Genomic DNA, 20,852 nt, shown 5'->3' with positions numbered 1-20,852 from the left:
GCTGGAATAAACCCTATGGTTTTACTACCAACGTTTTGCTAGATATTTGCTGGGTTATCAAGATTTTCATTGACAGGTTTTTCTGTAGTTAAGTTAAAGTTTTGAACGACTGCACTATAAGTTGGAAGTAAGTTTGACCCTAAAATTCTAGGTATTACTCACCTGCACACACAACACCTAGAATTTTATCAATATCTTCTAAATTTTTTTATTTGTTCTGGTAATATCTTTAAGTGAAAATCTAAGTCTGATCATAACTTATTTAGTTACTTTTAATCCAGATGCGAGTCTCAGAAAAGACTTTAGGCATTTAATTGTTTTGCCAGGTAGTCATTTGTCTATGACGCTTCATTTGATATCCAGTCATTAGTTTCTCTTTTTGTCGAGTTAATCATTGAATGTATGGTTAAAATTGAAGAAAACAGCTAATTATAAGTAAGAAACATGAAAAGTTTTACCATTAAGTTTATTCTTTCAGTTGTTATTTTTACTTTTTCTATTGTAAAATTATAGAATCTAATTAAGATATTAGAAAGTTATAAATGAAAGAAAATTATGAAAAACTATTTAAGCATTGATATTGGCGGTACTGAAGTTAAGTACGCCCATTTAAGTTCATCTGGGAAAATTATTAATAAGGGTAAAATTGAAACTTCAAAAAATAAAGTTGATTTTCTTAATAGTATCGATAAGATAATCCAACAAGATGTAGCTAACCTGAAGGGGCTGGCAGTTTGCGCTCCTGGTAAAATTGATAAAACAAAAATTTGCTTTGGTGGGGCGCTACCTTTTTTAGATGGCATTGATTTTGCACAAGTATATGGTGATAAATATGATTTTCCAGTAGCAGTAATTAACGACGGAAAAGCAAGCATTTTAGCAGAAAGTTGGTTAGGTAATCTAAAAGGGGAAAAGAATTGTGCCGCTATTACTTTGGGTACGGCAGTTGGTGGTGGCATCATGATTGATGGTCATTTATTATCTGGGGTACATGCACAAGCTGGAGAATTGAGCTTTATGATTTGTGATAGTTCGCAAGCAAAGACAATGCTGGGTAGTATGGCATATCGCGGTTCAGCTGTGCAGTTTATTAGAAAAATTAATCAGGTGCTGCACTATCAAGATGAGACTGATGGTAAGTATGCTTTTGCCGCAATAAAAAATCAAGTTCCAGAAGCTGTGGCAATTTTTAATGAGTATTGTTTAAAAATTGCAATTCTAATTTTAAATCTGCAAACGGTTATTGATATTAATAAAGTAGCAATTGGTGGTGGTATTAGTGCACAATCAATTTTAATCGAGGAAATTAATGCAGCCTACGACCGTTTTACTACAATAGATAACCCAATTATTGGTCAAACTTTGGTCAAACCTAATATCGTTTCTGCCAAGTTTAGAAATGATTCGAATCTTTATGGGGCGCTTTATAATCTATTGTTGCAAGTCAATAATGAAAAATAATATTGTGAAAGTCCATTCTTTAGGAATGGATTTTTTGTTAAAATAAGTTAGTTAAGATTGGTTACTGAATCCGGCTGTTTTGATGTACTACATTTGTATGCTTTATATGGTAGAATAATTTAAGTTAATAGAGGAGGTTGTCATGACTGAAGTTAAATATAAGCGAGTCGTTTTAAAAATTTCCGGTGAAGCATTAGCTGGAACTAAAGGTACGGGAATTGATCCTACAGTTATCAGTCATTTAGCACAAGAAATAAAGGCGGTTCACGACTTAGGCGTCGAAATTGGCATTGTTTGTGGTGGTGGCAATATGTGGCGCGGTGAAACTGGTGCTAAGCTAGGAATGGAACGCTCTCAAGCTGATTATATGGGGATGTTAGCTACCATAATGAACGGTTTAGCACTTCAAGATGGATTAGAACATGTAGGTGTTCCTACTAGATTGCAAACTTCAATTGAGATGAGACAAATTGCTGAGCCATATATTAGAAGAAAAGCAATTCGTCATTTAGAAAAAGGACGCGTAATTATTATGGGTGGAGGTACTGGTAACCCATATTTTTCAACTGATACAACGGCAGCTCTTCGGGCAGCAGAAATTGGTGCAGATGTAATTTTAATGGCCAAAAACGGTGTTGATGGTGTTTATACTGCTGATCCCAAAATTGATCCTAATGCCACTAAATATACTGAGTTGACCCAACTTGATGTTATTTCAAAGAACTTAAAAGTTATGGATCGAACGGCAAGCTCACTTTCAATGGATACAAATATACCTCTAATTGTATTTAACGTTAATACTGAAGGTAATATTAAGCGAGCTGTCATGGGTGAAAATATTGGTACAATGATTGAAGGAGGAAAAAATGAGTAACGAAGTTATTAATAAGGCAAAGGAAAATATGGATAAATCGATTCATGTTTTTGAAAAGAATCTGGGCACGGTTAGAGCTGGGGTTGCCAATGCAGCGATTTTAGATGGAATTAAAGTTGACTATTATGGTGCCCCAACGCCTTTAACACAAATGTCCAGTGTAACAATTCCCGAACCACGTGTGCTATTGATTACACCATATGATCAAACTAGTATTGATAATATCGAACATGCTTTGTTAGCTTCTAACCTGGGGCTAACCCCAGCCAATGATGGTAAAGTTATTCGGTTAGTAATTCCGCAATTGACTGGAGAAAGGCGTCAAGAAATTGCTAAAGAAGTAAATAAAATGGCTGAAGAAGGTAAAATTGCGGTTAGAAATGTGCGTCGCGATGCAATGAATAGTTTGAAAAAATTGCAAAAAGATGATGAAATAACTGAAGATGAACAGCGAAACTTAGAAAAGCAGGTTCAAAAGGTTACTGATGAAGCAACTAAAAACATCGATGTGTTAGCAGATAAAAAACGAAAAGAAATTACTCAAGGATAAGTAATGGTAGAAAAAAGGAATCAGTTAAACCATCTTGCCATTATTATGGATGGCAACGGGCGATGGGCTACACAACAAGGTAAGCAACGCATTATGGGGCATCGAGAAGGAATGTATAATGTCGAACGTATTACCTTAGCCGCTAATGAACTGGGAATTAGAGTTCTATCATTGTACGCCTTCTCAACTGAAAATTGGGCTCGTCCCAAAGAAGAAGTTGCGTATTTAATGAATTTACCAGTACGCTTTTTTGATAAGTTTATGCCTACGCTAATGGAAAATAATGTTAAGGTTAACATTATGGGCTATCTTGACGAATTGCCAAGTAAAACATACGATGTTGTACAACAGGCAATGGCTGAAACAGCTGATAATACCGGATTAATCTTGAATTTTGCTTTTAATTACGGCTCAAGAAGAGAGATTCTAACAGCTATGCAAGAATTAGGGTCTCTAATTGAAATGGGGCAATTAACTAGTGCACAGATTGATGAAAAAATGATTGCTCAACATTTAATGACCGCTAATTTTGGTAAATTTCAAGAACCAGACTTGTTAATTAGAACTTCTGGCGAACAAAGAATTTCTAATTTTATGCTTTGGCAACTTGCTTATTCTGAATTGGCTTTTAGTTCGAAAAATTGGCCGGATTTTAATAAAAATGATTTACAAGAATTTGTCAACGACTTTGAAAATCGTCATCGTCGATTTGGTAAACTTGATGAATAAGGTAGTTAGGTAAATATATGAAACAACGTGTAATCACAGCAATTATTGCTTTAATTTTGTTTATTCCGATTGTTTGGGCAGGTGGGCTTTGGATGGACTGGCTCACTGTTGCTTTTGCAGCAATTGGAATCAGTGAAATATTTTTAATGAAAAAGCAAATTTTAGTATCAGTTAATTTTGTATTAGCATTATTGGCAACGATAACTTGGGCAATTCCAGATACCTTTATTAAGGCAATGCCATTTAATTGGACTAAGTATGGCATCTATTTTGCATTAATCATGTTAATGTTAACATGGACTGTTTTATCAAAGAATAAAACAAATTTTGATGATATTGGTGTTTATACTTTGGGATCACTGTATATTGGCACTGGCTTTCACTATATGGCAGGAATTAGAAATAGTTCGCATGGACTGGCTTTACTTTGCTATGTATTTGTAGTGGTTTGGTTAACAGACACAGGGGCTTATATGATCGGTCGAAAAATTGGTCGACATAAATTATGGCCAGTGATTAGTCCCAATAAAACTTGGGAAGGTTCAATTGGAGGAACAATTTGCGCAGTTATTTGTGCAACAATTTATGCCTATTTTGTTCCATTAGGTTATTCTTTAATTGAATTGGTGATTTTTGCTTTAATCTTATCCATTGTTGGCCAGATGGGGGACCTAGTTGAATCTGCCTACAAGCGTTTTTATAATGTAAAAGATTCTGGTAAAATTTTGCCTGGTCATGGTGGAATTTTAGACAGATTCGACAGTATGCTGTTTGTTTTGCCAGTTTTTGCTGCTTTATTAGGTATTGTCCACTAGGAGATTTCTTTTGAAAGGTATACTAATTTTTTTAATTGTATTTGGGTTGTTAGTTTTTGTCCATGAATTCGGGCACTTCATTGTTGCTAAAAAATGTGGTATTTTGGTACGTGAATTTTCAATTGGAATGGGGCCAAAACTTTTTCAAGTGCGTCGTAATCCAACCACGTATACCATCCGTTGGCTGCCATTAGGTGGCTATGTTCGTTTAGCAGGTAAAGATGACGACACAGCACTTGAACCCGGGATGACGGTGATTCTACAGTTAAATGAGCAAAACGAAGTTATCAAAATTGATGCTTCTAAATCAGATGTGCCAATTGAGGGCATCCCAGTCTTAATTACAAAAGCTGATTTGGTTGATGAGTTATTTATTTCAGGATATGAAAATGGCAATGAGGCAGATCGAGTAACCTATCATGTTAATCATGATGCTACTATAATCGATCAAACAAAAACCGAATTAATTATTGCTCCGCGTGATACTCAATTTCAAGAAGCCAATGTTTGGCAAAAATTAGCGACTAATATCGCTGGTCCATTAATGAATATTATTTTGGGCTTTGTTGTTTTTATGATTTGGACCTTTACAATTCCAGGTCCAGCTACAACAACTGTTAGTCATGTCGATACTAATTCACCTGCTAAATTGGCGAAAATCGAACCAGGCTCTAGACTAATTAAAATTAACAATTACAAGATTACTACTTTTCAAGAGGTTTCTGACTTTATTAATCATAGTAAGGGAAAAAATATTAAAGTTTCCTTTATTAATAAAGATGGTCAAACAAAGACAGCTAGTGTTAAGCCAAAATCAATTAAAGTTCAGGGCCAAACCATCTATCAAATCGGAATCCATGCACAAAGTGATGAGCATATTTCTGCCAAGGCTCAACGAGGATGGGAGATGGCCGTATCAACAACTGGAATGATTTTTAATGCTGTTGGTGGATTGTTCAGACATTTTAGTTTAAATAAACTATCAGGTCCAGTTGGAATATATTCACAAACATCACAAGTATCACAATTAGGGTTACCGTATATTTTGGCATTTTTAGCGATGATTTCAATAAACTTGGGGATTGTAAACATGATTCCAATTCCTGGTTTAGATGGAGGAAAGTTTTTGCTTAATTTAATTGAAATTGTTCGTGGTAAACCAATTTCAGAAGATCATGAGGCGTTAGTAGAACTAATCGGTTTTGGACTGTTACTTATTTTGATTATTGCAGTGACTGGCAATGACATATATCGCTATTTTATTAAATAGAATTTTTTAAAAAGTTATTTTGGGGGAGAAATTAATGCGTCAATCTAAATTATTTATACCTACTTTAAAGGAGGCTCCAGCTGATGCAGTTGCGGCTAGTCACAAGCTGATGCTTCGGGGTGGTTATGTTCGGCAAGTAACTGCTGGTGTTTATGCATATTTACCATTAGGTTATCGCGTCTTAACCAAAGTTGAACAGATAATAAAAGAAGAAATGGCCAAAATCAATGTGCCGGAAATGGCTATGCCAGAATTACTACCTGCTTCATTATGGGAAGAATCAGGGCGTTGGCAAAAATACGGTTTAGAAATGTTTAGATTAAATGATCGGCATGGTCGGCAAAGTTTACTAGGACCGACTCATGAGGAAACATTTACGCAAATTGTTGCTAAAAGCATCAAAAGCTATAAGCAAATGCCAATTGCTTTATACCAAATTCAAAATAAATTTCGTGATGAAAATCGGCCACGGTTTGGTTTATTAAGAACGCGTGAATTCATTATGCTGGATGCCTATAGTTTCGCTGCTACTAGAGAACAATTGGATGAACAATTTAATGATGAAAAGAAGGCATTTGAAGCTATTTTCAAACGTTGTGGAGTTAATGTGACAGCAGTAATTGCCGATTCTGGTACCATGGGTGGTAAAAATTCTACTGAATTCCAAGCTCCGGCAGCTATTGGAGAAGATACAATTGCCACTAACGAAACTAATACATACTCTGCTAATTTAGAAATGGCGGTTAGTGTTGATACTTTCAAGCCTAGTCAAGAAAAGGAAGAAGCAATTGTTAAGGTTGCCACTCCAGGACAAGAAACCATTGCTGATTTAACGAAATTTTTAAATGTGCCAGCAACTAAAATTGTAAAAAGCATCCTTTATATAGTTAATGAAAAAGATCATGTACTGGTCTTAATTCGTGGTGATAAGCAAGTTAATGAAGTAAAGCTTACTCATCTACTTGATGCAGATTCAGTAAGAGTCGCTAGTGATGATGAATTATACCAGCTTACTGGCTTGAAAAAGGGAAGCGTAGGTCCAATAAATGCTACCTGGGCTGATCAAATTATTGCTGATGAAACAATTAAGAATTTAGTCAATACTGTTGTTGGCGCAAATGAGAATGGTTACCAATTAAAGAACGTTAATTTTGATCGTGATCTTAAAATTGACCAAGTCAGTGATCTTCGTGTTGCCAATGAAGGTGAACCTGATCCAGTCGACCATTTACCGCTTAAATTTACTACTTCAATTGAAGTAGGACATATTTTTAAACTTGGTACATATTATACTGAAAAAATGGGAGCTGATTTTTTAGATCAAAATGGAAAATCACAACCAGTGATTATGGGCTCATACGGTATTGGCGTTACACGTGTTTTATCAGCTGTAATTGAGCAGCATTTGACGAAATTTGGTATTGCATGGCCAAAAGAAATTGCTCCATTCAATTTGCACATAGTCCAAATGAAAATGAAAGATGAAGCACAGACTAGATTAGCTGAGCAACTTGAAGCAGAGTTCAGTAAAAATTATGATGTTTTATACGATGACCGCAATGAACGTCCCGGTGTTAAATTTGCTGATGCTGATTTGATTGGTGCTACCGTTCGTATTACAATTGGTAAAAAGGCTAGTGAAGGAATTATTGAAGTTAAGCGACCAAGTGATGAAGTGGCTACTGAGATGACAACTACTGAACTAGCAGATTTTGTAAATAAAGAGTTAGGATAATTTTCGTGACGAATAAAAACGAACTTTTCTTACGCCTGTTAGAGCAGATTAATTTCCCTAAACAATTTGAAGATGAGGATATACTGCAAAAGGGCCAAATTGAGAACGTGGATGTTTACGCTAAAGAGCATAGATGGGATATCCATGTTCTTTTTGCTACACCGTTAAAGTTTGCCACTTATGATGCTCTAAATAAGGCAATGACGGCAAGCTTTTCTTCATTTGTTAAAACACATTTGTTTGTGCGATCAGAAAACGGAGATGATAATTATTTAACTGACTATTGGCAATATGCAGTTCAAACCTCGCAACTATTGCAACCAGTTGCACGAGAGTTCATTGCAAGCCATCAACCGCGAAAAGAAGATGGACGGTGGATTATTCCGGTTGACAATTTAGTGGTAGATGGGTTATTGGAACAAAAGGTATTAGACCAGTTAGCAATTGAAATGAGAGATTACGGCTTTTTCAATTTAAAGTTTGTAACGGAAATCGATGAGGCCAGCTCACAAAGTAATTTAGCAAGTTTACAGCAATTACAGGAGCAGCATGAGCAAAATATGCAAGAGGCTTATTTGGCAACCCCACCAAAGGAATACTCTAAAAAACCGATTTATCAAACTAAAAAAACGCGCTATGGTAACCGAACACTTGATAAAAAAATGACAGTAACTCAAATTAAGGATATTATTGCCGGAACCAGAAATGTGGTTATTGAGGGCAACATTTTTAATACTGATGTACGGGAACTTAAAAACGGCTCTCATATTTATATGGGAGAAATTACTGATTATACTGATTCAATTTCATTCAAAAAGTTTATTTCGGATGATGAGCAACTAGAAAATATTAGTAAATTGAAACGGGGAACTTGGGCTAAGATGCAGGGTACTGCAGCTGAAGATCAATGGAGCCACGACGTTGTTTTCAATATTTCTTCTTTTGAAGTAGTTGAGCATACTGAGAGAATTGAAAAGTATAAAGGTGAAGAGAAGCGTATTGAATTGCATTTGCATACTAATATGAGTCAGCTTGATGCAACTAATACAGCGACTGATTTTGTTTTAGCAGCTAAACGATTTGGGCAAAAGGCGATTGCTATTACAGATCATGCAGATGTACAAGCCTTTCCTGAAGCTTATAATGCTGGCAAGAAGAATGGTATAAAGATTGTTTATGGTCTTGAAGCAAATATGATTGATGATCATGCCTTATTGATCCTTAATCCTGCGCCAATGAAATATGAAGATCAAGAATTCGTAATTTTTGATGTTGAAACAACTGGATTATCGTCAGTTTATGACACTATTATCGAAATTGGTGCTGTAAAAATGAAAAATGGCGAAGTAATTGATCGGTTTGATAAATTTATAAATCCGCATCACCCTCTAAGTGAACAAACGATTAACTTAACTTCTATTACTGATGAAATGGTAAAGGCTGCTGATGATGAAGACGTTGTAATTAAACAGTTTCAGGATTTTTATGGTGCAAGGCCGCTTTGTGGTCATAATGTTCAATTTGATGTCGGTTTTGTAAATGTTGCTTTAAAAAGAGCAAATTTGAGTGAAATCACACAGCCAGTAGTTGATACCCTTGAAATTTCAAGGCTCCTTCATCCAGAACAAACGCGACACACCCTCGATTCATTAGCTAAAAAATACAATGTTGTACTTGAACATCATCACAGAGCAAATCAAGATGCAGAAGCAACGGGTTATTTAATGTTTAAACTACTTACTGCCTTTACTGAAAAATTTGGTGAGGCCGATTTGGGAAAAATGAATGATTATGCTGCCCATGGTCAAGTGTTTAAAAGAGCACGACCGCAACATATGTCTATATTGGCTCAAACTCAAGCTGGCTTAAAAAATATGTATCGTTTAGTTTCTATTGCGAGCACTGAAGACTTTTATCGTATTCCACGTACCCCTAAATCTGATTTAATTGAAAACCATGAAGGCTTGCTTTATGGATCTGGCTGCGGTGAAGGTGAAGTTTTTACTGCAATGATGCAAAAAGGCTATGATGAAGCACGCAAGAAGGCAGAATTTTATGATTATTTGGAAATTCAACCACCTGCAAATTACGCCGCAATGATTGACAATCACTTAATTGCTGATGAAGCAGAATTAGAAGAAATTTTAAGTAATATATATCAATTAGGGCAAGAATTAAATAAGCCCGTTGTTGCAACTGGAGATGCCCATTACGTTGAACCGCATGACGCTATTTACAGGACAATTTTAATTTCTGCGCAAAGGGGTAACCCTGATCGAAATAAAAAACAACCTGATTTGCATTTTTATACTACTCAAGAAATGCTAGATGCTTTTAGCTTTTTAGGTGAAGAAGCGGCTCAAGAAATTGTTATTACAAATCCAAATAAAATTGCTAAATCAGTTGAAGAAATTGCACCAATTAAAGATGGACTTTATCCGCCACATATTGAAAATGCTGATGAAGAAATGAAAAAGCTGACGTATGATAAAGCGCATGAGCTTTATGGCAATCCGCTACCTAAGCTAGTTCAAGACCGTGTTGATATGGAATTGCATTCGATTATTTCAAATGGCTATGCAGTAATTTACTTAATATCACAACGATTAGTTGCCAAGTCAAATAAAGACGGTTATTTAGTTGGTTCACGTGGTTCAGTTGGTTCTAGTCTTGTTGCAACAATGTCTGGAATTACGGAAGTTAATCCACTCGCGCCGCATTATCGTTGTCCGAAATGTAAATATTCCCAATTTTTTGAGAATGGTGAATATGGTTCTGGCTATGATTTACCTGATAAAAAGTGTCCCAAATGTGATACAGATTTGGTCAAAGACGGCCAAGATATACCTTTTGCCACTTTTTTAGGTTTTCACGGAGATAAAGTTCCAGATATTGATTTGAACTTTTCTGGTGACTATCAACCAGTGGCACATAATTTTATTCGGGTGATGTTTGGCCCCGTAAATTCTTATCGAGCTGGGACAATTGCGACAGTTGCAGATAAAACAGCATATGGTTATGCTAAACATTACGATGATGAAAAAGAGTTAAATCTGCGAAGAGCAGAATTAGATCGTTTAGCAGCAGGAGTCAGCGGAGTAAAACGAACAACTGGGCAACATCCAGCTGGTATTGTTGTAGTTCCGGATGATATGGATATTTATGATTTTACTCCAGTACAATACCCAGCAGATGATGTTAATGCAACATGGAAAACAACTCATTTTGATTTTCATTCGATTCATGACAATATATTGAAATTTGATATTTTAGGACATGATGATCCAACGATGATTAGAATGCTTCAAGACCTATCAGGAGTAGACCCACTGTCTATTCCACCTGATGATCCCGGCGTTATGTCATTATTTTCTAGTCCTGATATCTTAGGAGTGACACCAGAGCAAATACAATCTAAAACTGGAACTTTAGGAGTACCAGAATTTGGAACGAGATTTGTTCGTGGTATGCTTGAAGAAACTAAGCCAACTACTTTTTCCGAACTATTACAGATTTCTGGTCTTTCTCATGGGACGGATGTCTGGTTAGGTAATGCAGAGGAACTAATTAATAATGGTATTTGCAAACTAAAAAATGTAATTGGTTGTCGTGATAATATTATGACAGATCTTATTCACTGGGGTGTTAAACCTGAAGTTGCCTTTTCGACTATGGAATCGGTTCGGCATGGTCGTGGTATCAGTGAGGAAGACATGGCTGTTTTACAAGAAAATAATAAAATTCCTAGTTGGTATATTCAGTCTTGTTTGAAGATAAAATATATGTTTCCGAAGGCCCACGCTACTGCTTATATTTTAATGGCCTTAAGAATTGCTTGGTTTAAAGTTTACTATCCTGAAATATATTACACTGCTTATTTTTCAGTTCGGGCTGATCTGTTTGATTTAGTAGCAATGAGTCATGGTAAAAATACTGTTAAAAAGGCAATGAGTGACCTTCAAGCCAAAGGTAATGATGCTTCTGCTAAAGATAAAAGTCTATTAACTGTTTTAGAAATTGCTAATGAGTGTCTTGAACGTGGTATTAGTATAAAAATGGTTGATATTAATAAATCTGAAGCAACTAATTTTACAATTGTTGACCAACATACAATTTTAGCGCCATTTAATGCCGTTCCTGGCTTAGGGATAAATGCTGCAAAACAAATTGTTGCTGCACGAGCAGAACAAGAATTTTTATCAAAAGAAGATTTGGCAAAAAGGGGCAAAGTATCGCAGACAATCATGGACTATTTAGAAGAAAATGGCGTTTTGGAAGGCTTGCCTGATCAAAATCAACTATCACTCTTTTGATTTTTGCAGTATTAGTATAAATATGATATAATTGATAAAGAAGTTCGAATAAGTGATTCGGAGTGAGCATTGATTGCTCACTCTTTTTATTACGGAGGAAAGTACTTGGCGAAAGTTAAAGAAGCTGTTCTTGCAGAAATTATCCCAATTATAAAGTCACGTGGAGATGAATTGGTAGATAGTGAATATGTGAAAGAAAAAGGACAAAATTATTTACGCATATATGTGGATCGAGATGATGGAATTGATATGGATGAAATTGCTGGGCTTAGTGAGCTGATTTCTACTAAGTTAGATGAATTAAGCCCTGATCCATTTCCTGACCCCTATATTTTAGAAGTTTCTTCTCCTGGTATTGAGCAACCAATAAAAACTAATAATGATTGGCAAAAGGCTTTGAATAATTACATTCACATTGCACTTTATCAAAAAATCGATAACCAAAAAGAATATGAAGGTATTTTAAAGTCATATACTAATGACGAGATAAAATTGGAAATTAAAATTAAAACAAGGCGGAAGCAGTTAACTATTCCCCGTAAACTAGTTGCAAATGTTCGATTTGCAATTGAATTTTAGAAAGGTTGATTAAAACTTATGTCTAAAGAAATGCTAGAGGCGTTTGCTACTTTAGAAGAAACAAAAGGTATTAAGCAAGAGGTAATTGTTGAAGCAATTGAAGCAGCCCTCGTTGCAGCATATAAAAAGAATTATAACCAAGCAACTAATGTTGTAGTTAAATTTGATGAACGTAAGGGCGACTTTAGGTTAATGACTGAGAAGGTTGTTGTGGAAGAAGTTCATGATGATCGACTAGAAATTAGTTTAAAAGATGCTTTAGCAATCAACCGTGCATATGAATTAGGGGATACAATTCGCTTTGAAGTTGCACCAAAGAACTTCGGTCGCATTGCAGCTCAAACAGCCAAACAAGTTATCATGCAACATTTACGTGAAGCTGAAAGAAATCAGATAATTAGTGAATATTCAAAGTACGAAGATGAATTAATTACTGGAACAGTTGAAAGACGTGATAATCGCTTTGTCTATGTTAAAATTGGTAATGTAGAAGCTGTTATGCCTCGCAATGATCAAATGCCAAATGAAATTTATAATCCTCAAGATCAAATTCGTGTACTAGTAACTCATGTTGGTTCTGATTCCAAAGGAGCTCAAATTACAGTTTCACGAACTGCACCAGATATGGTTAAAAGATTATTTGAACAGGAAGTCCCAGAAATTTTTGATGGTACAGTTGAAATCATTTCTATTGCGCGTGAAGCTGGTGATAGAACTAAAATCGCGGTAAAATCAAATGATCCTAATATTGATCCTGTTGGAACCTGTGTTGGTCAACGTGGTACACGTGTGCAAAATGTCGTTAATGAACTTGATGGTGAAAATATTGATATTGTCAATTACGAGCAAGATCCGTCAGACTTTATTGCTAATGCCCTAAATCCTGCAGAAGTTATTGCAGTTCAATTTGGCGATGAAGCAGATGAAAAAAGTGCATTGGTAATTGTACCTGATTATCAATTATCACTTGCTATTGGTAAGAAGGGGCAGAATGTTCGCTTAGCTGCACGCTTAACTGGCTATAAAATTGACATTAGACCAGAATCTGAAGTTGAGTTTGTTGATGAAGCAAATGACAATACAGAAGAAAGCACTGATTCTGTATCAAATGAGAAACAATCAGGTACTGACAATGAAGACCAATTGAGTGATATACAAGAGACTAAGCAAAATTTAGAAATAAATGAGCATATTGATAATGAATAAGGCAAGGAGGAATTTTTTTGAAAAAAAGAAAGATTCCAATGCGAAAAGATTTATTAACTAATAGTATGCAACCTAAAAAAGAGTTAGTTCGCATTGTAATTGATAAAGAAAAAAATGTTTTTGTTGACCCAACTGGTAAAAAGCCAGGTCGTGGTGCTTATGTTTCATTAGATCCTACTAAAATTAAGTCTGCACAAGAAAAAGGCGTGTTAGATCGCAGTCTCGGAACTAAAATTTCAGCAGCATTCTATGACGAGTTATATGCTTATGTCGATCATCAAAAGGCAAGAAAAGAATTATTTGGTGATAGTTAGATTTGCAAAGTAGACAAAAAGCGTTGAATTTGCTAGGTCTTGCGGAGCGAGCTGGGAAAATAATTTCAGGTCAGGAACTTGTTCTTGCGGGTCTTAAAGCAAAGAAAATCAAAGTTGTTATTTTGGCTAATGACTGCCATGAAGGTACAAGTGAAAAGGTCAATAGAATTACTACCAAAAGTGGGATAAGTATTATTTCTGCTTTTAATAGTGATGAAATTTCACATGCAATTGGCAAAAAGCGTAAAGTATTAGGTATTACTGATATTGGTTTTTATAAAGCATTAGTACAAAAGATTAATGAAGGAGTGTGATTGGATGACTAGAACAAGAATTTATGAAATTGCAAAAGAGTTAGGCATCGAGAATAAAGTTGTGGTTAATAAAGCGAAAGAACTCGGTTTCAATGTAAAGAATCATATGTCATCACTGGAAGATTCAGAAGTGAATCAGATAAAGGGTAGTTTTCAAAACCCCGCTCCCACTAAAAAGGAAGAGAAATCCGCTTCGAAAAGTAGTAAAATCAAAGTTTCTGTAACTTCAATTCGTAAAAACGAAAAAAAGGTTGATGAAAAAAAGACTACTAAAAAGCGGAATACTAATCGTGTAAATGATCAGGCGCATCGTGATCAAGTAAACAAAAAACAAAAGATTAAAACAAATCATAATGAAAAAACGTCTAAGCCGGTAGCACAAGACTTGCTTAAGCAGTTAAAGCAAAAACAGCGAGTTGAAGAAAATTCATTAAATCAGCAAACAAAACAGGTTAGTCGACATGATTTTGAAAAGTCAAATGAAGAAAAGCCAACTAAAAAAATAGAAGAAGTGAAAAAAATAAGTTCAAATGAAAAGCAAACTGTTAAAAAAGTAGCAGTTACTCCTAAGACAGTCGGTCCTAAAATAATTAAGCCTTCGCCAGCAAGAATGAAACAAAATCAGGCGTCATCTTCGGTTAATAAGCATCGAGTTATTGAAGATAATACCACGATAGAGCCTGTAAAAGATGAGAATCGGCGTGGTAATGGTCATACTCGCAATTCTGGTAAGCCTGGTCGTAAGGGAAAAAATCAAAATTATGCTGGCAATAATTTTTCAAAGCATCAAGAAAAGCGCAAAAATAAGGGTAAAAAGCGGCAATTTGAACAATTACCTAAAAAACAACCAACTCAACGCAAAGAGCGCCCATTGCCAGAAACTTTAGTTTATGAAGTTGGGATGAATGCTCAAGATTTGGGGAAATTATTGCATCGTGAACCAGCAGAAATTGTTAAAAAATTATTTATGCTTGGAGTGATGACCAATCAAAATCAATCATTAGATAAAGATGCAATTGAGTTAATTGCGGCTGAATATGGGATTAACGCTGAAGAAAAAATTCATGAAGATATTTCCGACATTGATACTCTTTATGAAAAACAAATGGAAGCTTCGCAAAATTCGAAATTACAAGTTAAACGCCCACCAGTCGTTACAATTATGGGACACGTTGATCACGGTAAGACAACTTTATTAGATCGCTTACGCCATACACAAGTTTCAGCACATGAAGCTGGTGGTATTACTCAAAAAATTGGAGCTTATCAAGTAAAAATAGATAATAAGCCAATAACATTTTTGGATACTCCAGGTCATGCGGCATTTTCAAATATGCGTGAACGTGGTGCAGAAATAACAGATATTGTTGTTTTAGTTGTTGCAGCTGACGATGGAGTAATGCCACAAACTATTGAAGCAATTGATCATGCTAAAAGTGCAAAAGTGCCAATAATTGTTGCAATTAACAAAATGGATGTGCCAGGTGCTAACCCGGAACATGTTACCGAACAATTAATGAAATATAATTTAATACCAGAAGATTATGGTGGAGATACCATTTATGTTCAAATATCTGCTAAAACTGGTGAAAATGTTGATGAGCTTTTGCAAATGATTTTACTCCAAGCTGATTTAATGGAACTAAAGGCTGATCCTAAGCAAAAGGCGATTGGTACAGTAATCGAAGCTCGGTTATCTCGGGGACGTGGTCCAGTTGCTGATTTATTAATTCAGCAAGGTACGTTGCATACTGGAGATCCGATTGTTGTGGGGAATCGTTTTGGACGCGTTCGGGTAATGACCAATGATCGTGGACGTCAAGTTGAAAAAGCTACCCCATCGATGCCAGTTGAAATTACTGGGCTAAATGATGTGCCAGAATCTGCTGATAAGATAGTTGTCTTTGATGATGAAAAGACAGCACGTAGTGTCGGCGAACAGAGGGCGCAACAAGCATTACAGCAATCCAGGGAAAATGTACAACATGTAACCCTTGATAATCTTTTCGATACAATGAAGAAAGAGAATATGAAAGAAGTTGGTGTTGTCTTAAAAGCTGATGTTCAAGGATCTGTTGAAGCTTTACAACAATCATTTGAAAAAATTGACGTTGAGGGTGTCCGGGTTAATATTATTCACGCTGGTGTTGGTGCAGTTAATGAATCCGATGTAACATTAGCTGCCGCATCGAACGCATTTATTATTGGTTTTAATGTTCGTCCGACTGTAACCGCTAAGTCGCAGGCGGAAACAGATGGCGGAGTCGACATACGTTTATATAGTGTTATTTATAAAGCAATTGATGATGTTAAAGCCGCTATGCAAGGAATGCTTGAGCCAACATATGAAGATAAAGTTGTTGGGAATTTGACCGTGCGTGAAACATGGAAAGTTTCTAAAGTCGGCACTATTGCTGGAGCTTTTGTTGATTCAGGCTATATCTCACGTGATGCGGATGTTAATTTGATACGTAATGGTGTTGTAATCTATACTGGTAAAGTTGGTTCATTAAAACGGTTTAAAGATGATACCAAAATTGTTAAGCAGGGCTTTGACTGTGGTTTAACAATCGAAGGTTATAATGACATTAAAATTGGCGATGAGCTGGAAGCAGTTGAACAACAGGAAGTTAAGCCACAAAAATAGTGTGATTAGGAGCAAAGTATGAAACATAGAATTGGTCGTGTTGAAGGCGAAATTCTGCGTGAATTAACTAAAATTTTACGAAAAGATATACGTGATGCACGTGTTAAAGATGTAACGATTACAGCAGTTGAATGTACCAATGATTTGTCTTATGCTACTGTTTATTACAGCATTCTTTCTGAAAATCCAAAAAAGGAAGAAGAAACGGCTATTGGTTTAGAAAAAGCTAAGGGAATGATGCGTCATCTCTTAGGACAAATTTTAACTGTTTATAAAGTTCCAGAATTAATTTTTAAACGGGATAATTCAGTTAAATATGGTAGTAAGATTGATCGTTTAATTGCAGAAGTAAAAAAGCAAGATGCAGATCGCAATAATTAAGAAAAGCGCTGGTTAGCGCTTTTTTAGTAGGTAGGGAAATGATTAACGGAATATTAGTAATTGATAAAGAAAAGGGTATGACGAGTGCAGATGTTGTTTACCATTTGCGTAAAGTACTGCATATTAAAAAAATTGGCCATGCGGGAACTTTAGACCCTGATGTAACTGGAGTTTTACCAATTGCAATTGGACAAGCGACAAAATTGATTGAATTAATGCATCAAAAAAATAAAAAATATTGTGGTGCGGGCCTGTTAGGTTATGCCACGGATAGTTATGACACATCTGGTAAAGTACTCGAAACTAAGCGTTTAACAACGAAAATTAGTAAAGATACTCTGCAAACAAGGATGCAAGAGTTTATTGGAAAAATAGAACAGGTTCCACCAATTTACTCAGCTGTACGTTTAAATGGCAGGCACCTCTATGAATATGCACGCGAAGGTATTGAGGTTGAACGACCAAAGCGATTAGTTAAAATTTTTGCATACAACGCGGTTGATGAGCCTCAATTTGACTTAGAACAGGGACAAGAAACTTTTAATTTTGAAATTGAATGTAGTAAAGGCACATATGTGCGTTCACTTGTCAATGACCTAGGCGAAAATATAGGTGTTCCGGCAGTAATGCAAACCTTACGAAGGACAGCAAGCTCAGGCTTTAATCTCAGTCAAGCTGTTAAACTAGATGAAATTATTAGCAATCCAGCTATAGCTGAAAAAGCAATACAACCAATCGAAGTATTTTTCAAAGATTATCAGACAATTGACTTGAACGAAAATCAATGGCTAAAGGTAAAAAATGGGGCAGCAATTGCTTTGAAAACGAATGCAAAAAAAGTTGCATTAAGGTACAATAATAAAGTTAAGGCGATTTATCAAGCCAGAGGTACAATGTACCGTCCTGAATTAATGCTTTTGCAAAATAATTAGATGAAATGAAGGTTCAACAGTGCAAATTATTCATTTATCTTATCCAGTTAAAAAGAATATTGTCCCGGGTAAAATTGTATTGGCTCTCGGCTTTTTTGATGGTGTTCATCGTGGACATCAGCAGTTAATAAAGGTCGCAAAGAACACTGCCAATAGTAAGGGCTTACCCTTAGTGCTAATGACATTTGATCGGCATCCTAAGGAGGTCTATCAAAACCAAGTAGTGAGTTATATTGATACCCTAGATGAAAAGATATATAAAATGCGGCAGCTTGGAGTAGATTATTTGTTGGTGATGCATTTTAATGAGCAATTTAGCAAAGTAAGTGCCCAAGAATTTGTAGATAATATTATTGTTAAACTTAATACTGAGACTGTTGTTGCTGGTTTTGATTATACCTATGGACCTAAAAATATTGCCAATATGCAAAATTTACCCAAATTTGCGCAAAACAGATTTGAGATTATTACGGTTCCGGAACAAACATACAATGGCCAAAAAATTGGCTCAACAGAGATTAAAAGAGCTATTAAAAATGGGAAAATGGACTTAGTTAAAGACTTACTTGGCACACCTTATGTCATGTCCGGTTATATTGGGCATGGACTACGTAATGGTCACAAGTTGGGCTTTCCAACTGCTAATTTAGTTTGGGATGAGAATAAGGTGATTCCTAAAGTTGGCGTTTATGCTACAAGGACAATGATTAATGGTAAGTGGTATGAATCAATGACTAGTGTAGGCTATAATGTAACAATTAACAGTGCCCAAAAAATATATATTGAATCTAACTTATTTGGTTTTAGTGAAGAGGCTTATGACCAAAAGATAATAATTAAATGGTATAAGTATACACGTGGCGAAATAAAGTTTGCTAATTTAAATCAACTAAAAGAGCAAATGAAACAGGATAAATTAAAGATTACAGACTATTTTGAGCGGTACAGGTAAGTTGAAATTGTTGCAAAAATTTATTTCAAAATAATTAGCACTCAGCTTGACATTCTGCTAAATACTAGTATCATAATAATTGTTAGCACAAAGCAAATAAGAGTGCTAAAAGTGAGGGCGATATTTATGTTGACCGAACGTCAAGAATTAATTTTAAAAACAATTATTAATAATTTTACACAGACACATGATCCTGTCGGTTCAAAAACTGTAATGAACCAACTGCCAATTAAAGTTTCCAGTGCAACTATTCGTAATGAAATGGCTCTTTTAGAAGACAAGGGCTTAATTGAAAAAACTCATTTGTCTAGTGGCCGTTTACCATCAACTGAAGGCTATCGGTACTATTTAGATAATTTAGTTGAGCCATTACGTTTGCCAGCATCAGTATATGATAGAATTATGCTACAATTTAGCCAGCCATTTCATCAAGTTAATGAAATTGTTCAAGAGGCGGCCAAGATTTTATCTAATTTGACTAATTATACTGCTTTTGCTGAAGGACCAGAGAGTAATTCTTTAACTATTACTGGTTTTCGAATTGTTCCATTAGTGAATAGGCAAGTTATGGCTATTTTGGTTACCAGTGATGGGAATGTTCACAGTCAAGTTTATCGTTTACCCTATAATATTGGTGGCGATGAAGTTGAAAAAGCTGTGCGAATGCTAAACGATGAATTGGTAGGTAAGACTTTAAACGAAATAAACCCGAGTTTATTAAGTCAAGATTTAAGTGAAAAATTTGGTCTTCATCATATCACTGAATTAATTGAATTGGTTGAAGATGTGGTTAAAGAGGCTACTAGTGAGCAAATGTATGTTGACGGGCAGCTAAACCTTTTAAATAACAGTTCACTAAGCGATGCTTCAAGTTTGAAATCGCTCTATGAATTACTGGGTCATGAAGATATAGTTTCGAATTTAATGACTAATGTAATGAACTCAAGTGATAGTCACTCACCCATAAGAGTTAGTTTAGGTTCGGAATTATCTAATGATTTATTGAAGGATTATAGTCTTCTTACTGCAGAGTACAGTGTAGGGTCATATGGTAAGGGTATTATTGCTTTACTTGGTCCTAATAATATGCCATATTCGCAAGTGATTGGCCTACTAGAATATTTTAGAAATGAATTAGCTAAAAAGCTACTGGAATATTATGGCAGATTTAAATAAAGGAGGTTAACTGTGAGTAAAGAAAAACAGACTAATGAAAAAGATTTTATAGAAAATCAACCGGCAACGGATGAAACGAAAGATTTTGAAGCTCAAGTAGATGATCAACAAGCATCTGAATCTGAAAAAGATAAAATCAAATCAGAGTTAACTAGGGTACAGGAACAAAATAAAGATTTAGAAGATAAATACTTACGTAGTCAAGCAGAAATGCAAAATATGCAAAATCGTTATAATAATGAACGTGCACAATTGATTAAGTATGAATCTCAGTCTTTAGCTAAAGATATTTTACCGGCAATGGATAATTTAGAAAGAGCTTTAGCAATTGAAGTAGATGATGAAGCTTCAAAGCAGCTTAAAAAGGGTGTTCAAATGACTCTTGACTCCCTGATTAAAGCGATGAAAGATCATGGAATTAGTGAAATCGATGCTGAAGGTGTAGAATTTGATCCAAACTTACATCAGGCAGTTCAAACGGTTACTGCTGAAAATAATGAGCAGAAGAATTATATCGTTCAGGTTTTACAAAAGGGATATTTATATAAGGATCGCACATTAAGACCAGCAATGGTTGTTGTTGCACAATAATTGAAAGGAAGTT

18 protein-coding genes are annotated in these 20,852 nt (G+C 35.4%); all 18 read left to right on the top strand.

Annotated elements, in window-relative coordinates; translation table 11 throughout:
- Window positions 1-555 precede the first annotated feature (555 nt).
- Window positions 556-1,461, top strand: coding sequence for an ROK family protein (locus tag F5ESL0233_RS04610; RefSeq protein WP_090092202.1), 906 nt, complete (start codon window positions 556-558; stop codon window positions 1,459-1,461).
- Between the two features lie 142 nt (window positions 1,462-1,603).
- Window positions 1,604-2,335 (top strand): UMP kinase, encoded by a 732-nt coding sequence (gene pyrH, locus F5ESL0233_RS04605; protein ID WP_090092200.1) that lies wholly within the window; start codon window positions 1,604-1,606, stop codon window positions 2,333-2,335.
- Window positions 2,328-2,885 (top strand): ribosome recycling factor, encoded by a 558-nt coding sequence (gene frr / locus F5ESL0233_RS04600; RefSeq protein ID WP_090092199.1) that lies wholly within the window; start codon window positions 2,328-2,330, stop codon window positions 2,883-2,885. The genes pyrH and frr overlap by 8 nt, the downstream gene beginning before the upstream one ends.
- Before the next feature lie 3 nt (window positions 2,886-2,888).
- Window positions 2,889-3,614: an isoprenyl transferase gene (locus tag F5ESL0233_RS04595; protein WP_122058976.1), complete on the top strand. Its 726-nt coding sequence runs from the start codon at window positions 2,889-2,891 to the stop codon at window positions 3,612-3,614.
- 17 nt (window positions 3,615-3,631) lie between these two features.
- A complete protein-coding gene (locus F5ESL0233_RS04590) occupies window positions 3,632-4,429 on the top strand; it encodes a phosphatidate cytidylyltransferase (protein WP_090092196.1) in 798 nt (265 codons plus the stop codon).
- A gap of 10 nt (window positions 4,430-4,439) precedes the next feature.
- Entirely contained in the window at window positions 4,440-5,699 is a 1,260-nt protein-coding gene (rseP, locus tag F5ESL0233_RS04585; RefSeq protein ID WP_090092194.1) for an RIP metalloprotease RseP, read from the top strand.
- 34 nt (window positions 5,700-5,733) lie between these two features.
- Window positions 5,734-7,434, top strand: a complete 1,701-nt coding sequence (locus tag F5ESL0233_RS04580) for a proline--tRNA ligase (protein ID WP_090092192.1) — start codon at window positions 5,734-5,736, stop codon at window positions 7,432-7,434.
- A gap of 5 nt (window positions 7,435-7,439) precedes the next feature.
- Entirely contained in the window at window positions 7,440-11,747 is a 4,308-nt protein-coding gene (locus F5ESL0233_RS04575; RefSeq protein WP_122058974.1) for a PolC-type DNA polymerase III, read from the top strand.
- Window positions 11,748-11,852: 105 nt separating this feature from the next.
- Complete coding sequence (gene rimP, locus F5ESL0233_RS04570; protein ID WP_122058973.1) at window positions 11,853-12,326, top strand: ribosome maturation factor RimP; 474 nt, start codon at window positions 11,853-11,855, stop codon at window positions 12,324-12,326.
- An 18-nt stretch (window positions 12,327-12,344) separates the two neighbouring features.
- A complete protein-coding gene (gene nusA / locus F5ESL0233_RS04565; RefSeq protein WP_090092187.1) occupies window positions 12,345-13,532 on the top strand; it encodes a transcription termination factor NusA in 1,188 nt (395 codons plus the stop codon).
- 17 nt (window positions 13,533-13,549) lie between these two features.
- The gene (rnpM, locus tag F5ESL0233_RS04560; protein ID WP_090092186.1) at window positions 13,550-13,846 is read left to right on the top strand and encodes an RNase P modulator RnpM; all 297 of its coding nucleotides are present in this window, start codon (window positions 13,550-13,552) and stop codon (window positions 13,844-13,846) included.
- A gap of 2 nt (window positions 13,847-13,848) precedes the next feature.
- The gene (locus F5ESL0233_RS04555; protein WP_090092184.1) at window positions 13,849-14,160 is read left to right on the top strand and encodes a ribosomal L7Ae/L30e/S12e/Gadd45 family protein; all 312 of its coding nucleotides are present in this window, start codon (window positions 13,849-13,851) and stop codon (window positions 14,158-14,160) included.
- 4 nt (window positions 14,161-14,164) lie between these two features.
- Window positions 14,165-16,807: a translation initiation factor IF-2 gene (infB, locus tag F5ESL0233_RS04550; protein ID WP_090092183.1), complete on the top strand. Its 2,643-nt coding sequence runs from the start codon at window positions 14,165-14,167 to the stop codon at window positions 16,805-16,807.
- Between the two features lie 18 nt (window positions 16,808-16,825).
- The gene (locus tag F5ESL0233_RS04545) at window positions 16,826-17,188 is read left to right on the top strand and encodes a ribosome-binding factor A (protein WP_090092181.1); all 363 of its coding nucleotides are present in this window, start codon (window positions 16,826-16,828) and stop codon (window positions 17,186-17,188) included.
- 38 nt (window positions 17,189-17,226) lie between these two features.
- Window positions 17,227-18,120, top strand: a complete 894-nt coding sequence (truB, locus tag F5ESL0233_RS04540) for a tRNA pseudouridine(55) synthase TruB (RefSeq protein WP_122058971.1) — start codon at window positions 17,227-17,229, stop codon at window positions 18,118-18,120.
- 19 nt (window positions 18,121-18,139) lie between these two features.
- Window positions 18,140-19,072, top strand: coding sequence for a riboflavin biosynthesis protein RibF (gene ribF / locus F5ESL0233_RS04535; RefSeq protein ID WP_122058970.1), 933 nt, complete (start codon window positions 18,140-18,142; stop codon window positions 19,070-19,072).
- Between the two features lie 126 nt (window positions 19,073-19,198).
- Window positions 19,199-20,248 carry a heat-inducible transcriptional repressor HrcA gene (gene hrcA / locus F5ESL0233_RS04530; RefSeq protein WP_122058968.1) on the top strand — a complete coding sequence of 350 codons (1,050 nt, stop codon included), beginning with the start codon at window positions 19,199-19,201 and terminating at the stop codon, window positions 20,246-20,248.
- Between the two features lie 12 nt (window positions 20,249-20,260).
- Window positions 20,261-20,839: a nucleotide exchange factor GrpE gene (gene grpE / locus F5ESL0233_RS04525; protein ID WP_090092175.1), complete on the top strand. Its 579-nt coding sequence runs from the start codon at window positions 20,261-20,263 to the stop codon at window positions 20,837-20,839.
- The last annotated feature ends 13 nt before the right edge of the window (window positions 20,840-20,852 follow it).

The sequence above is a fragment of the Lactobacillus sp. ESL0233 genome, from assembly GCF_003692995.1.
GTDB lineage: Bacteria > Bacillota > Bacilli > Lactobacillales > Lactobacillaceae > Lactobacillus > Lactobacillus bombicola.
This window is presented reverse-complemented; position numbering and strand designations above follow the sequence as displayed.